At 66.5% G+C, this 14,139-nt stretch carries 15 protein-coding genes and 2 tRNA genes; 9 read left to right on the forward strand and 8 right to left on the reverse strand.

The window, feature by feature from the left end:
- Positions 1-18: 18 nt before the first annotated feature.
- Genes murI through hemA form a run of 5 tightly spaced genes read right to left on the reverse strand, consistent with a single transcriptional unit; the run spans position 19 to position 4,743 of the window.
- Positions 19-816 (reverse strand): glutamate racemase, encoded by a 798-nt coding sequence (gene murI, locus ACYJSS_RS17125; RefSeq protein ID WP_236205805.1) that lies wholly within the window; start codon positions 814-816, stop codon positions 19-21.
- Positions 809-1,564 (reverse strand): molybdopterin-synthase adenylyltransferase MoeB, encoded by a 756-nt coding sequence (locus tag ACYJSS_RS17130; protein ID WP_236205806.1) that lies wholly within the window; start codon positions 1,562-1,564, stop codon positions 809-811. Before ACYJSS_RS17130 ends, murI begins: the two co-directional genes overlap by 8 nt.
- Positions 1,558-2,388: a peptide chain release factor N(5)-glutamine methyltransferase gene (prmC, locus tag ACYJSS_RS17135; RefSeq protein ID WP_236205807.1), complete on the reverse strand. Its 831-nt coding sequence runs from the start codon at positions 2,386-2,388 to the stop codon at positions 1,558-1,560. The genes ACYJSS_RS17130 and prmC overlap by 7 nt, the downstream gene beginning before the upstream one ends.
- 1 nt (position 2,389) lies before the next feature.
- A complete protein-coding gene (prfA, locus tag ACYJSS_RS17140) occupies positions 2,390-3,472 on the reverse strand; it encodes a peptide chain release factor 1 (protein ID WP_236205808.1) in 1,083 nt (360 codons plus the stop codon).
- Positions 3,469-4,743, reverse strand: coding sequence for a glutamyl-tRNA reductase (hemA, locus tag ACYJSS_RS17145; RefSeq protein WP_111260988.1), 1,275 nt, complete (start codon positions 4,741-4,743; stop codon positions 3,469-3,471). The genes prfA and hemA overlap by 4 nt, the downstream gene beginning before the upstream one ends.
- Before the next feature lie 185 nt (positions 4,744-4,928).
- Between hemA and ACYJSS_RS17150 the strand changes: the two genes are divergently transcribed.
- The 9 genes from ACYJSS_RS17150 to ychF all read left to right on the forward strand — a co-directional run bounded on the left by ACYJSS_RS17150 (position 4,929) and on the right by ychF (position 11,882).
- Positions 4,929-6,656 (forward strand): tetratricopeptide repeat protein, encoded by a 1,728-nt coding sequence (locus tag ACYJSS_RS17150; protein WP_111260989.1) that lies wholly within the window; start codon positions 4,929-4,931, stop codon positions 6,654-6,656.
- Positions 6,657-6,659: 3 nt separating this feature from the next.
- The gene (lolB, locus tag ACYJSS_RS17155) at positions 6,660-7,277 is read left to right on the forward strand and encodes a lipoprotein insertase outer membrane protein LolB (protein ID WP_111260990.1); all 618 of its coding nucleotides are present in this window, start codon (positions 6,660-6,662) and stop codon (positions 7,275-7,277) included.
- A gap of 7 nt (positions 7,278-7,284) precedes the next feature.
- Entirely contained in the window at positions 7,285-8,136 is an 852-nt protein-coding gene (ispE, locus tag ACYJSS_RS17160) for a 4-(cytidine 5'-diphospho)-2-C-methyl-D-erythritol kinase (protein WP_111260991.1), read from the forward strand.
- A gap of 35 nt (positions 8,137-8,171) precedes the next feature.
- Positions 8,172-8,246, forward strand: a tRNA-Gln gene (locus ACYJSS_RS17165).
- 54 nt (positions 8,247-8,300) lie between these two features.
- Positions 8,301-8,375 (forward strand) — tRNA-Gln (locus tag ACYJSS_RS17170).
- 87 nt (positions 8,376-8,462) lie between these two features.
- On the forward strand, positions 8,463-9,404 hold the full coding sequence (locus tag ACYJSS_RS17175) for a ribose-phosphate pyrophosphokinase (RefSeq protein WP_021220434.1): 942 nt from the start codon (positions 8,463-8,465) through the stop codon (positions 9,402-9,404).
- Between the two features lie 109 nt (positions 9,405-9,513).
- Complete coding sequence (locus ACYJSS_RS17180) at positions 9,514-10,122, forward strand: 50S ribosomal protein L25/general stress protein Ctc (protein ID WP_236205809.1); 609 nt, start codon at positions 9,514-9,516, stop codon at positions 10,120-10,122.
- Positions 10,123-10,156: 34 nt separating this feature from the next.
- Complete coding sequence (gene pth / locus ACYJSS_RS17185; protein WP_111260993.1) at positions 10,157-10,741, forward strand: aminoacyl-tRNA hydrolase; 585 nt, start codon at positions 10,157-10,159, stop codon at positions 10,739-10,741.
- Between the two features lie 40 nt (positions 10,742-10,781).
- Positions 10,782-11,882 carry a redox-regulated ATPase YchF gene (gene ychF / locus ACYJSS_RS17190; protein WP_111260994.1) on the forward strand — a complete coding sequence of 367 codons (1,101 nt, stop codon included), beginning with the start codon at positions 10,782-10,784 and terminating at the stop codon, positions 11,880-11,882.
- A gap of 58 nt (positions 11,883-11,940) precedes the next feature.
- Here ychF and ACYJSS_RS17195 read toward each other — a convergent pair whose 3' ends face one another.
- The 3 genes from ACYJSS_RS17195 to ACYJSS_RS17205 all read right to left on the reverse strand — a co-directional run bounded on the left by ACYJSS_RS17195 (position 11,941) and on the right by ACYJSS_RS17205 (position 14,139).
- Positions 11,941-12,327 carry a carboxymuconolactone decarboxylase family protein gene (locus tag ACYJSS_RS17195; protein WP_111260995.1) on the reverse strand — a complete coding sequence of 129 codons (387 nt, stop codon included), beginning with the start codon at positions 12,325-12,327 and terminating at the stop codon, positions 11,941-11,943.
- Positions 12,320-12,730: a MerR family transcriptional regulator gene (locus ACYJSS_RS17200; RefSeq protein ID WP_111260996.1), complete on the reverse strand. Its 411-nt coding sequence runs from the start codon at positions 12,728-12,730 to the stop codon at positions 12,320-12,322. Before ACYJSS_RS17200 ends, ACYJSS_RS17195 begins: the two co-directional genes overlap by 8 nt.
- A 68-nt stretch (positions 12,731-12,798) precedes the next feature.
- On the reverse strand, positions 12,799-14,139 hold the full coding sequence (locus tag ACYJSS_RS17205; protein WP_111260997.1) for a dihydroorotase: 1,341 nt from the start codon (positions 14,137-14,139) through the stop codon (positions 12,799-12,801).

The following is a 14,139-nucleotide window of genomic DNA, read 5'->3' on the forward strand; positions in this document are numbered from 1 at the left end:
AGCAAGTTCAAGGTTTTTTTAAAAGCCGAGATCCGCCACGCAAACAACCTCGTCACCCCAGAGTTTCGGCAGCACATTCTGCAGTGCCGAAGGCTCGCCACTGCTCCAGAAACGACAGCCTTGCACCGGCCCGCGCGCCAGCAATCCGCGCGCCTCGAGCAACCGTTGCAGCTGCCGCGCCACGGCCGCGCCGGTGTCCACCAGGCGCACCGACTCGGGCACCATGCCGGCCAGCAACGGGCGCAGGAAGGGGTAGTGGGTACAGCCGAGGATCAGCGTGTCGCAGCCCTCGGCCAGCAGCGGCTGCACGTAGCTCCAGAGCAGCGCGCGGGTCGCCTCGCCATCCAGCTCACCCGCCTCGATGCGTTCCACCAGGCCCGGGCAGGGCTGGGTGACCACGCGCACGTCATTGGCGAAGCGATCGAGCAGGGCGGCGAACTTGGCGCTCTTGAGGGTGCCGGTGGTGGCCAGCACGCCGACCACGCCGGAACGGGTGGCGGCGGCAGCGGGCTTCACCGCCGGCTCCATGCCGACGATGGGCAGCTGTGGATAACGTTCCCGCAGGTCCGCGACCGCCGCCACGGTGGCGGTGTTGCACGCCAGCACCAGGGCCTTGGCGCCCTGCTCCAGCAAAAAGCGGGTGATCGCCAGGCTGCGCTCGCGGATGAACTCCTGGCTCTTCTCGCCGTAGGGGATATGGCCACTGTCGGCCACGTACATCAGGGATTCGCTCGGCAGCAACGCGCGGATCTCGCGCAGCACCGACAGGCCGCCGACGCCGGAGTCGAAGACGCCGACGGGAGCCTGGTCAGGCATGCGCGTTCCCGCAGACACTGCAGCCCGGGTCGCGCTTGACCCGCAGCTCGCGGAAGCGGCCGCCGAGGGCGTCCACCAGCAGCAGGCGGCCGACCAGGGGCTCACCGAAACCGGCCAGCAGCTTGAGTGCTTCCAGGGCCTGCAGGCTGCCGACCAGCCCCACCAGCGGCCCGACCACACCGGCTTCGCTGCAGGTCAGCTCGGCTTCGCTGCCATGGCCGTAGAGACAGTGGTAGCAGGGGCTGTCGTCGCGGCGCGGGTCGAACACCGACAGCTGGCCTTCGAGGCGGATCGCAGCGCCGGAAACCAGCGGCTTGCGCGCGGCCACGCAGGCGGCGTTGACCGCCTCGCGGGTGCCGAAGTTGTCGGTGCAGTCGAGCACCAGGTCCACGGCCGCGACGGCCTCGGCCAGGGAGTCGACGTCCAGCGCGGCACGGTGCGGCACCAGGCGCACATGGGGGTTGAGCGCGGCGAGGCGGGCCATGGCCGAGTCGACCTTGAGCTGCCCGACGCCGTGGCTGTCGTGGATGATCTGGCGCTGCAGGTTGGTCAGGTCGACGCTGTCGAAATCCGCCAGGTGCAGCTCGCCGACGCCAGCGGCAGCCAGGTAGAGGGCGACGGGCGAACCGAGGCCGCCGACGCCGACTATCAGTACGCGAGCCGCCTTCAGGCGCAGCTGGCCGTCGACGTCGATCTGCGGCAGGAGGATCTGCCGGCTGTAACGCAGGAGTTCTTCGTCGCTCAGCATGGCAGCCGCCCCAGGCTGATGCGCTCGTGGCCACCGAGGTCGCGACGGCTTTCCACCGCCTCGAAGCCCTGGCGGGCCAGCAGTTCGCGCACGGCGGCGGCCTGGTCGTAGCCATGCTCCAGCAGCAGCCAGCCACCGGCATTCAGGTGAGCGGGGGCCTCGCTGACGATCAGGCGGATGTCGTCCAGCCCGTCGGCGCCGGAGACCAGGGCACTGGAGGGTTCGAAGCGCACATCGCCCTCGTCCAGGTGCGGGTCGCGGGCGGCGATGTAGGGCGGGTTGCTGACGATGAGGTCGAAGCGCTCGGCGCCCAGGGTGGAGAACCAGTGGCTCTCGCGGAATTCGACGTTGTCCAGTTGGAGCCGTGCGCGGTTGCGTTCGGCCAGGGCCACGGCGTCGTCGATACGGTCGACGCCGATCAGGCGCCAGAGCGGACGCTCGCAGGCCAGCGCCAGGACGATGGCGCCGCTGCCGGTGCCGAGGTCGAGCACGCGAGCAGGGGCCGCCGGCACCAGGGCCAGGGCGGTTTCCACCAGCAGCTCGGTATCGGGACGGGGGATCAGGGTGTGCGGGGCGACTTCCAGGTCCAGGCTCCAGAAGCCCTGGCGACCGAGGATGTAGGCGACCGGCTCGCCGTTGCGGCGGCGCGCAAGGTAGCTCGCGTAGAGCTCGGCAGCCTCACCGCTGACCACGCGCTCGGGCCAGGTGTGGAGGAAGCTGCGCGGCTTGCCCAGGGCGGCGGCGAGCAGCAGCTCGGCGTCCAGGCGGGCGCTTGGCGAGTCCGGCAGGCGGGCCTCGCTGAGCAGGCTGGCGATGATGGTCACGTCAGTCCCCCAGGGCGGCCAACTGGTCGGCCTGGTATTCGGCGAGCAGCGGTTCGATGACCGACTCGACACTGCCGGCGAGCACGTCGTCCAGCGCGTAGAGGGTCAGGTTGATGCGGTGATCGGTGACCCGGCCCTGTGGATAGTTGTAGGTGCGGATGCGCTCGGAACGATCCCCGGAGCCCACCAGCAGCTTGCGGGTCTCGGAGATTTCCTTGTGCGCGGCGGCTTCCTGCTGGTCGTTCAGCTTGGCCGCGAGCCAGGCCATGGCCTTGGCGCGGTTCTTGTGCTGGGAGCGCTCTTCCTGGCACTCGACCACGATCCCGCTGGGGATGTGGGTGATGCGTACGGCGGAGTCGGTCTTGTTCACGTGCTGGCCACCGGCACCGGAGGAGCGGTAGGTGTCGATGCGCAGGTCCGCCGGGTTGATCTCGATGGCGGCCTGTTCGTCCGGCTCGGGGAGCACGGCGACGGTGCAGGCGGAGGTGTGGATGCGACCCTGGGATTCGGTTTCCGGGACCCGCTGCACACGGTGCGCGCCGGACTCGAACTTGAGCTTGGCGTAGACGTTGTCACCCTCGACGCGGGCGATCACCTCTTTATAGCCGCCGTGCTCGCCCTCGTTCTCGGAGAGGATCTCGACCCGCCAGCCCTGGCGCTCGGCGTAGCGCGAGTACATGCGGAACAGGTCGCCGGAGAAGATCGCCGCCTCGTCGCCGCCGGTGCCGGCGCGGATCTCGAGGAACACGTTGCGGCCGTCGTTGGGATCCTTGGGCAGCAGCATGCGCTGCAGGCGGGCCTCCAGCTCGACCAGTTGCTCGCGGGCCTGGGCGACCTCTTCCTCGGCCATCTCGCGCAGGTCCGGGTCGCTGTCCTTGAGCAGCGCCTGGGCGCCCTCGAGGTCGGACTGCACCTTGCGGAACTCGCGGAAGGCGAGGATGACCGGCTCGACCTCGGCGTATTCCTTGGAATAGGCGCGGAACTTGGTCTGGTCGCTGATGACTTCGCCATCGCCGAGCAGGGCCGTGAGTTCCTCGAAACGGTCCTGGAGGATGTCGAGCTTGTTGAGCAATGACGCTTTCATTGGGCTTGCTTGTCCGTGCCCTCGTCGAGGGCGAAGAGTTCCTGGGCCACGGCGAGCGCGTCGAAGCGGCCGTCGGCGGAGAGTTTTTTCAGCTGCACGCTGGGCGCGTGCAGCAGCTTGTTGGTGAGGCCACGGGCGAGCTGGGCCATGACATCCTCGGCGGAGCTGCCGTTGGCCAGCATGCGCTGCGCCTTGGCCAGTTCCTCGTCGCGGGTCCGCTCGGCCTGCTGGCGGTAGGCGCGCAGCACGTCCACGGCGGCCAGCTCGCGCAGGCGCTGCATGAACTCCTGCACACCGCTGCCGACCAGCTCCTCGGCGGCCTGGGCGGCACCCTGGCGGCTCTTGAGGTTCTCGGCGACCACTTCGTGGAGGTCATCGACGGTATAGAGGTAGACGTCGTCCAGCTCGCCGACCTCGGGCTCGATGTCGCGGGGGACGGCGATGTCGACCATGAAGATCGGCTTGTGCTTGCGCTGCTTCAGCGCGCGCTCGACCGCCCCCTTGCCGAGGATCGGCAGCTGGCTGGCGGTGGAGCTGATGACGATGTCGCTGTTGACCAGCTCGTCCGGGATATCGGCCAGCAACACCGCGTGGGCACCGAACTGCTCGGCGAGCATGCTGGCGCGCTCCAGGGTGCGGTTGGCGACGACGATGCGCTTCACGCCCTGCTCATGCAGGTGGCGGGCGACCAGGGTGATGGTCTCGCCGGCGCCGATCAGCAGCGCCTGGCTGCGGTGCATGTCGGTGAAGATCTGCTTGGCCAGGCTGACCGCGGCGAACGCCACGGAGACCGGGTTCTCGCCGATCGCGGTATCGGTGCGCACGGTCTTGGCGGTGCTGAAGGTGGCCTGGAACAGGCGCCCCAGCAGCGGGCCGACGGTGCCGGCCTCACGCGCCACGGCGTAGGCGGATTTCATCTGGCCGAGGATCTGCGGCTCGCCGAGGACCATGGAATCGAGCCCCGAGGCGACGCGCATCATGTGGCGCACGGCAGAGTCGTCCTGGTGCACGTAGGCGCAGGCGCGCAGTTCTTCGAGGCTGAGGTTGTGGTAGCCGGCGAGCCAGGCGAGGACCTCGTCGGCGGAAACCTGATCCTGCTCCAGGTACAGCTCGCTGCGGTTGCAGGTGGAGAGGATCGCCGCCTCGCGACTGGGCGTGAGGCGACACAGCTGTTGCAGGGCCTCGACCAGTTGCTCGGGGGTAAAAGCCACGCGCTCACGCACATCCACGGACGCGGTTTTGTGGTTGATACCGAGGGCAAGAAAGGCCATGCAGGGTCGCTAACGAAATCAGGAGGCGCGCAATTGTCCTCCTTCGACAGATTGAGAACAACCACCGCTCGCTATTGTCACAATCACCATGAACCCGCCCGACAATGTATCGGCCCTTGCCCCATGGGCTTGCCCAGCCGCTTGTGTCATGATGCTCCGACCGCAGGTTAGTCGCCTTTTCCCCTATGAATAAATCCTTCGCGTTGCTGACCGCCCTCCTGCTCGTCGGCGGTTGCCAGACCCTGGCCCCTTCCTCCCCGGACGGTACCCCGCCGGTGGAAGACACCAGCCAGGCGCCCGAATCCAAGCCGGAAGTCTATGGCTCCTTCAGCCGCGACACCCTGTTCGCCCTGCTCTCGGCCGAAGTGGCCGGGCAGCGCAATCGCTTCGATATCGCCCTTGGCAACTATGTCCAGCAGGCCAATGCGACCCAGGACGCCGGCGTTGCCGAACGTGCCTTCCGCATCGCCGAGTACCTGGGCGCCGACCAGGCCGCGCTGGACACCGCGCTGATCTGGGCGAAAAACGCCCCGGACAACCTCGACGCCCAGCGCGCCGCCGCCGTACAGCTGGCCCGAGGCGGCCGCTACGACGAATCCATGACCTATATGGAGAAGGTGCTGCAGGGCCAGGGCGACACCCATTTCGACTTCCTCGCCCTCTCCGCCGCCGAGACCGACCCGGACACCCGCGCCGGCCTGCTACAGAGTTTCGACCGCCTGCTCGCCAAGTACCCGGACAACAGCCAGCTGGTGTTCGGCAAGGCCGTGCTGCTGCAACAGGACGGCCGCACCGAAGAAGCCCTCTCGCTGCTGGAGGACATCCCCTCCGACGACCAGCAGATCCCGCCGATCCTGCTGCGCGCGCGCCTGCTGCAGAGCCTCGATCGCACCGACGAAGCCCTGCCCCTGCTGCAAAGGGGCATCAAGCAGCACCCGGACGACAAGCGCCTGCGCCTGACCTATGCCCGCCTGCTGGTGGAAGAGAACCGCCTGGACGAGGCCAAGTCCGAGTTCGCCGGCCTGGTGCAACAGTTCCCCGATGACGACGACCTGCGCTTCTCCCTGGCGCTGGTGTGCATGGAGGGCGAGGCCTGGGACGAAGCCCAGGTCTACCTCGAAGAACTGGTCGACCGGGGCAGCCATGTGGATTCCGCCCACTTCAACCTCGGCCAGGTCTACGAGAAGCGTGGCGACAAGGAAAGTGCGCTGATCGAGTACGCACTGGTCGGTGCCGGCAACGACTACCTGCCGGCCCAGCTGCGCCAGACCGAGATCCTGCTGGACGCCAACCGCCCCGACGAGGCCGCCGCGCACCTGGACAAGGCTCGCGAGGCCCAGCCCGATTACGCCATCCAGCTGTACCTGATCGAGGCCGAGAGCTTCGCAGAGCGCCAGCAGCCGGATCGCTCCTGGAAAGTCATCCACCAGGGCCTGCAGCAGTTCCCCGACGACCTCAACCTCCTCTATACGCGCGCGATGCTCGCGGAGAAGCGCGGCGACCTGGCGCAACTGGAGCGCGACCTGCGCTTCATCCTCGAGCGTGAACCGGAAAATGCCATGGCGCTCAACGCCCTCGGCTACACCCTTGCTGATCGCACCACGCGCTACGAGGAAGCCCGCCAACTGGTCGAAAAGGCACACCAGCTCAAGCCGGACGACCCCGCCATCCTCGACAGCCTCGGCTGGATCAACTTCCGCCTGGGCAACATGGACGAGGCCGAGCGCCTGCTGCGCCAGGCCCTGAAGGAATTCCCCGATCACGAAGTGGCCGCCCACCTGGGCGAAGTGCTCTGGACCCGCGGCAAGCAGAGCGAAGCACGCGAAGTCTGGACCGAAGCCCTAAAGACCCAACCCGACAGCCCGATCCTGCGCGGCACCCTGCAGCGCCTGACCGGCTCCGAGACCCTCTGATCCATGCGTCTACGTTCACTGCTAGCCGCCGGCGCGCTGCTCCTGCTCACGGGCTGCGCCGGCCTCACCTCCCACGAGACCGTTGACGGCCAGGGCGACCCGGCCCAGTGGAAAGCCCACAAGGAACAGGTCGCTGCCCTCGACGGCTGGCAGATCGCCGGCAAGGTCGGCATCCGCGCACCGAAGGACTCCGGCAGCGGCACGCTGTTCTGGCTGCAGCGCCGCGACTACTACGACATCCGCCTTTCCGGCCCGCTGGGTCGTGGCGCCGCCCGCCTCACCGGGCACCCGGGCGCCATCACCCTCGAAGTGGCCAACCAGGGCCGCTACGAAGCCGAATCTCCCGAAGCCCTGCTGGAAGAACAGCTGGGTTGGCGCCTGCCGGTGTCCCACCTGCAATGGTGGGTGCGCGGCCTGCCTGCCCCGGATAGCCGCAGCCGGCTGACCCTGGACGGCAAGAGCCACCTGGCGAGCCTGGAGCAGGACGGCTGGCAGGTGCAGTACCTCAGCTACGTGGAGCAGAACGGCTTCACCCTGCCCGAGCGCATCAAGCTCAAGGGCGCCGATCTCGACGTCACCCTGGTGATCAAGGACTGGCAACCGCGCCAGCTCGGCCAGTAGGCACGCCATGCAGGACGCACAGCTGATCCTCCCGGCTCCGGCCAAGCTCAACCTCATGCTGCATATCCTCGGCCGCCGCGCCGATGGCTATCACGAGCTGCAGACCCTGTTCCAGTTCCTCGAACATGGCGACGAACTCGGCTTCGCCTTGCGCCAGGATGGGGAGATCCACCTGCGCACAGACGTGCCCGGCGTGCCCCATGAGAGCAACCTGATCGTCCGCGCCGCCAGGCGCCTGCAGCAGGAATCCGGCACTCGCCTGGGCGCCGACATATGGCTCGACAAACGCCTGCCCATGGGCGGCGGCATCGGCGGCGGCAGCTCGGATGCCGCCACCACCCTGCTCGGCCTCGACCACCTCTGGCAGACCCACCTGGGTGAGGATCGCCTCGCCGAACTGGGCCTGGCCCTGGGCGCCGATGTACCGGTATTCGTACGCGGCCGCGCCGCCTTCGCCGAGGGCGTCGGCGAGCGCCTGCAGCCGGTCACCCTGCCCGAACCCTGGTTCCTCGTCGCCGTACCGCAAGTCTTTGTCAGCACAGCAGAAGTTTTCACCGATCCCGAGTTGACACGGAATACGCCGCCCATTAATCTTCGCAGCCTTCTTGAGGGGGGCGGTCGTAATGACTGTCAGCCGGTGGTCGAGAAGCGTTACCCGGAAGTTCGTAACGCGCTGATCCTGTTGAATAATTTCACAGCAGCTAGACTGACCGGCACTGGAGCTTGTGTGTTTGGGAGCTTCCCAAACAAGGACGATGCTGATAAAGTCGCCCGCCAACTTCCAGCCACTCTGCCGAATTTCGTCGCGCGAGGAAGCAACGTCTCGATGTTGCACCGCAAGCTCGGAATCCTGGCTTGAAAGAAGTGTTGCAAGTCCTCCGGTTATACCGACACAGGGGCGTCGCCAAGCGGTAAGGCAGCAGGTTTTGATCCTGCCATGCGTTGGTTCGAATCCAGCCGCCCCTGCCATAACCCTCCAAGGGTTCGGTACGACAAGGTCTTGCAAAGAGAGTTGAAACAGATAGGGGCGTCGCCAAGCGGTAAGGCAGCAGGTTTTGATCCTGCCATGCGTTGGTTCGAATCCAGCCGCCCCTGCCATACACGAGAAAGCTGTTCAAAAAGCACCCGTGCATTTTGAACAGCTTTTTATTCATCAGGTCCACCCTCAGCCGGCAGGTACTGCGCGTGTCCAAGATGATGGTCTTCACGGGGAACGCCAACCCCGATCTGGCGCGTCGCGTCGTACGTCAACTGCACATCCCCCTCGGTGATGCCTCCGTAGGCAAGTTCTCCGACGGCGAGATCAGCGCTGAAATCAACGAAAACGTTCGCGGTAAGGACGTCTTCCTGATTCAGCCCACGTGCGCGCCCACCAACGACAACCTGATGGAACTGGTGGTGATGGCTGACGCCTTCCGCCGCTCCTCGGCGTCCCGTATCACTGCAGTGATCCCCTACTTCGGCTATGCCCGCCAGGACCGCCGCCCGCGCTCCGCTCGCGTGGCGATCAGCGCGAAAGTAGTGGCCGACATGCTCACCGTGGTCGGTGTCGACCGCGTGCTGACCGTCGACCTGCACGCCGACCAGATCCAGGGCTTCTTCGATATTCCGGTAGATAACATCTACGGCTCCCCCGTTCTGGTGGACGACATCGAAGACCAACGCTTCGACAACCTCATGATCGTCTCCCCGGACATCGGTGGCGTGGTGCGTGCTCGCGCCGTTGCCAAGTCCCTGGGTGTCGACCTGGCGATCATCGACAAGCGTCGTCCCAAGGCCAACCAGTCCGAAGTCATGCACATCATCGGTGATGTGGATGGCCGTACCTGCGTCCTGGTCGACGACATGGTCGATACCGCCGGCACCCTCGGCCACGCCGCCAAGGCCCTGAAGGACCACGGTGCCGCCAAGGTCTACGCCTACTGCACCCACCCGGTGCTGTCCGGCCGTGCCATCGAGAACATTGAAAACTCCGTGCTGGACGAGCTGGTGGTGACCAACACCATCCCCCTGTCCGCCGCGGCACAGGCCTGCTCGCGTATCCGCCAACTGGATATCGCACCGGTCGTGGCTGAAGCGGTCCGCCGCATCAGCAATGAGGAATCGATCAGCGCGATGTTCCGCTAAGCGGACATCCCTGACGAAAACGCCCCGCTCCGGCGGGGCTTTTTTGCCTAACCGCCCAAGATGCTGGTCGCAAGCACTCGGGGCGGTTTGGCTATTTTGGAGAAGTGTAATGACTGATTTTGCCCTGAATGCCGAGGCGCGTTCCGACCTGGGGAAAGGTGCGAGCCGCCGCCTGCGTCGTAATGCCAACCTGGTTCCCGCCGTGATCTACGGTGGCGAGAAAGCCCCGGAATCCGTAAGCCTGCTGGCCAAAGACCTGGCCAAGCTGCTGGAAAACGAAGCTGCCTTCAGCCACGTCCTGTCCCTGAACGTTTCCGGCAAGACCGAAACCGTTCTGATCAAGGCCCTGCAGCGTCACCCGGCCAAAGGCTTCGTACTGCACGCTGACTTCCAGCGCGTCGTCGCCGGCCAGAAACTGACCGCCCACGTGCCCCTGCACTTCCTGAACGAATCGACCGCCGTTGGCGTGAAGACCGGTGGTGGCGAGATTTCCCACACCATCTCCGAAGTCGAAGTCTCCTGCCTGCCGAAAGACCTGCCGGAGTTCATCGAAGTCGACCTGGCCAAAGTCGAACTGGGCCAGATCGTTCACCTGTCCGACCTCAAGCTGCCGAAAGGCGTTGAGCTGGTCGCACTGGCGCACGGCAACGACCTGGCTGTGGCCAACATCCACGCCTCCCGCGTTGTGAAAGACGAAGAAGAAGGCGCAGCCGAGTAATCACTACTCGCCAGCCTGAGGAAGGGCCCCTGTCGTGACTGCCGTACAACTGATCGTCGGCCTGGGTAATCCAGGCCCTGAATACGACCAGACCCGGCATAACGCAGGGGCCCTTTTCGTTGAGCGCGTGGCAGACAGCCAGCGCGTCAACCTGTCTCTCGACAAGAAGTATTTCGGCCTCGTTGGCAAGTTCAGCCACCAGGGTCGCGACGTTCGCCTGCTCATCCCCACCACCTACATGAACCGCAGCGGCCAGTCCGTGGCGGCGCTCGCCGGTTTCTTCCGCATCCCGGTCGACGCGATCCTGGTGGCCCACGACGAACTCGACATGCCTCCCGGCGTCGCCAAGCTCAAACAAGGTGGCGGGCACGGCGGGCACAACGGGCTGCGCGACATCATCGCCCAGCTCGGCAATCAGAACGGTTTCCACCGCCTCCGGCTCGGCATCGGCCACCCGGGGCACAGCAGCCTGGTCTCCGGCTTCGTCCTCGGCCGCGCCCCGCGCAGCGAACAGGAAAAGCTCGACTCCAGCATCGACTTCGCCCTCGGCGTGCTGCCGGAAATGCTCGCAGGTGACTGGACCCGCGCGATGCAGAAGCTGCACAGCCAGAAGGCCTGATCACACCTCTTTCATCGCCAATCGGCCCGAGGGACATAGCATGGGATTCAACTGCGGCATCGTCGGCCTGCCCAACGTCGGCAAGTCCACCCTGTTCAACGCCCTGACCAAATCCGGCATCGCGGCGGAAAACTTCCCCTTCTGCACCATCGAGCCGAACAGCGGCATCGTGCCGATGCCCGACCTGCGCCTCAACGCCCTGGCCGAGATCGTCAAGCCCGAGCGCGTGATCCCCACCACCATGGAATTCGTCGACATCGCCGGCCTGGTGGCCGGTGCCTCCAAGGGTGAAGGCCTGGGCAACAAGTTCCTCGCCAACATCCGCGAGACCGACGCCATTGCCCATGTCGTGCGCTGCTTCGAAGACGAGAACGTCATCCACGTCTCCAACAGCGTCGACCCCAAGCGCGACATCGAGATCATCGACCTCGAACTGATCTTCGCCGACCTCGACAGCTGCGAAAAACAACTGCAGAAGGTCGCGCGCAACGCCAAGGGCGGCGACAAGGACGCCCTGGCGCAGAAAGCCCTGCTGGAAAAACTCATCCCCCACTTCAGCGAAGGCAAGCCCGCGCGCTCCCTGCTGAAGAACCTGGGTGACGACGAGAAGCGCCTCGTCCGCGGCTTCCACCTGCTCACCAGCAAGCCGGTGATGTACATCGCCAACGTCGCCGAGGACGGCTTCGAGAACAACCCGCACCTCGACGTGGTCCGCGCCATCGCCGAAGAAGAAGGCGCCATCGTGGTACCGGTCTGCAACAAGATCGAAGCCGAGATCGCCGAGCTGGACGACGGCGAAGAGAAGGACATGTTCCTCGAAGCCCTCGGCCTCGAAGAGCCGGGTCTCAACCGCGTGATCCGCGCCGGTTACGACCTGCTCAACCTGCAGACCTACTTCACCGCCGGCGTGAAGGAAGTGCGCGCCTGGACCGTGCGCATCGGCGCTACCGCCCCGCAGGCCGCCGCCGTGATCCACACCGACTTCGAAAAAGGCTTCATCCGCGCCGAAGTGGTCGCCTATGACGACTTCATCCAGTTCAAGGGTGAAGCCGGCGCCAAGGAAGCCGGCAAATGGCGCCTGGAAGGCAAGGAATACATCGTCAAGGACGGCGACGTGATGCACTTCCGCTTCAACGTCTAAGCCCTCCCCGCTTCACCCGAAGCCCCCAGCGGACCTGCGCCGCCGGGGGCTTCGTGCTTCAGGCCGCATCCCCCCGCTGCTCGAACACCTCCCGCGCCACCGCCAGGCCATTCAGCGCGGCCGGAAAGCCCGCGTAGACGGCCATCTGCATGATGGTCTCGATGATCTCCGTGCGGCTGGCGCCGACGTTCAGCGCGCCGTGCACGTGGACCTTCAGTTGAGGGGCGGCGTTGCCCAGGGCAGTCAGTGCCGCCACCACGGCGATCTCCCGGCTCTTCAGGTCCAGCCCCGGGCGGGAATAGATGTCGCCGAAGGGGAACTCCACCAGGTAGCGCGCAAAGTCCGGGGCGATGCCCGCCAGGCTCTCCACCACCCGCTCACCGGCCTCGCCGTCGATCTCCTTCAGTTTCGCCAGCCCACGCTGGTAGCGGCTCTCGTCATTCATCTGCGTTGCCCTTCTCGGTTGATGGCTCCAGCGCCAGGGCCTGCTCGCACGCGCGGTAATGCTCGATCTTCTCGTGCAGCGCATCGGCGGCCTGGTGCATCGCCTCGATCTCGGCCAGGACCTCCGCAAGGTGGCCCTCCAGCATCTGGCGACGCGCCGGCACCGTTGGGTCCCCGGCGCTCCTCAGCGCTGCGAACGCCTGCATCTTGCCGATGGGCATGCGGGTCGTGCGCAAGCGCAGCAGGAACTCGATCCAGGCCATGTCCGAAGCCGCGTAACGCCGCTGCCCACCCGGCGCCCGGCCCACCGGGGCGATGAGCCCGATGCGCTCGTAATAACGCAGGGTGTGAGCGGTGAGCCCGGTGCGCCGGGCGACTTCGTCGATGCTGAGATGAGGTTCCATGGGGCGATCCTAGAAGTTCGAGCACGCTCTAAGTCAACCCTTTGCCGGTGCCACGTCAAGCGCTGCTCTTAACGCCTTCGAAAACGCAGGGGCAGGCCCTGGCAATCTTCGCCGAAATGGCCCTGGTGCCAGCCCAGTTGGCCGGACACCAGCGTGGTGCGCACCGCGTGGCGGAAGGCCCGGCCCTGGAACGGCGTCCAGCCGCATTGCGCGTGGATCGGGTCCGCCTCCACCGGCCGTGGCTCGGCCAGGCGCTCCACCAGCACCAGGTCCGCCCAGTAACCCTCGCGCAGGTAACCGCGCTGCTCAATGGAGAAACGCTCCGCGACCGCGTGGCTGGTCTTGTGCACCAGCAGCGTCAGCGGCAGCAGCCCGTCAGCCACCAGCTCCAGCAGCGCCGGCAGGCTGTGCTGCACCAGCGGCAAGCCGGCGGGCGCCTGGGCGTAGGGCCGGGCCTTCTCCTCCCGGGTATGGGGCGCGTGGTCGCTGCCGATCACATCCAGCCGCCCGTCCAGCAACGCCCGGCGCAGGGCATCGCGGTCGGAGGGCGCCTTGATCGCCGGGTTGCACTTCATCAGGTGGCCCAGGCGCGGGTAGTCGCGGTCATCGAACAGCAGGTGGTGCACGCACACCTCGGCGGTGATGCGCTTGCCCGGCAGCGGCCCGGGGGTGAACAGCTCCAGCTCCCGCGCGGTGGTGATGTGCAGCACATGCAGGTCGGTGCCGAAACGACGGGCCAGCGCCACCGCCCGGCTGGAGGAGCGGTAGCAGGCCTCCGCATCGCGGATCAGCGGGTGCGCCTCGGGCGGGATGGCCTCGCCGTAGTCGGCCGCCCATTGTGCCTCGCGCTCGCGGATGCGCGGCGTGTCTTCGCAATGGGCCAGCAGCAGCGTCGGGCAGTCGCGGAACAACCGCTCCAGGGAGGCCTCGTCGTCCACCAGCAGGTTGCCGGTGGAGGCGCCCATGAACACCTTCACCCCCGCCACCCGCTCCGGGTCGAGCCGGGCCACGGTGTCGAGGTTGTCCCGGCTCACGCCGAAGTGAAAGCCGTAGTTCACCGAGGAACAGGCCGCCGCCCGACGCTCCTTCGCCACCAGCGCCTCCAGGTCCAGGGTCGGCGGCTGGGTGTTGGGCATGTCCATCACGCTGGTCACGCCCCCGGCCAGCGCCGCGCGGGACTCACTGAGGAAGGTGCCCTTGTGGGGCGCGCCGGGGTCACGGAAATGCACCTGGTCATCGATCATCCCCGGTAGCAGGTACTGGCCCTTGGCGTCGATCACGCACATATCCGGGCGGGCGCTGATGCTGCGGTCGATGCGTTCGATACGGCCGTTGTGCACCAGCAGGTCGGCCTCCCATTCGCAGCCTTCATTGACCAGGCGGGCATTGCGGATCAGCAGGTTGTGCAT

The organism is Pseudomonas sp. No.21, from assembly GCF_054558415.1.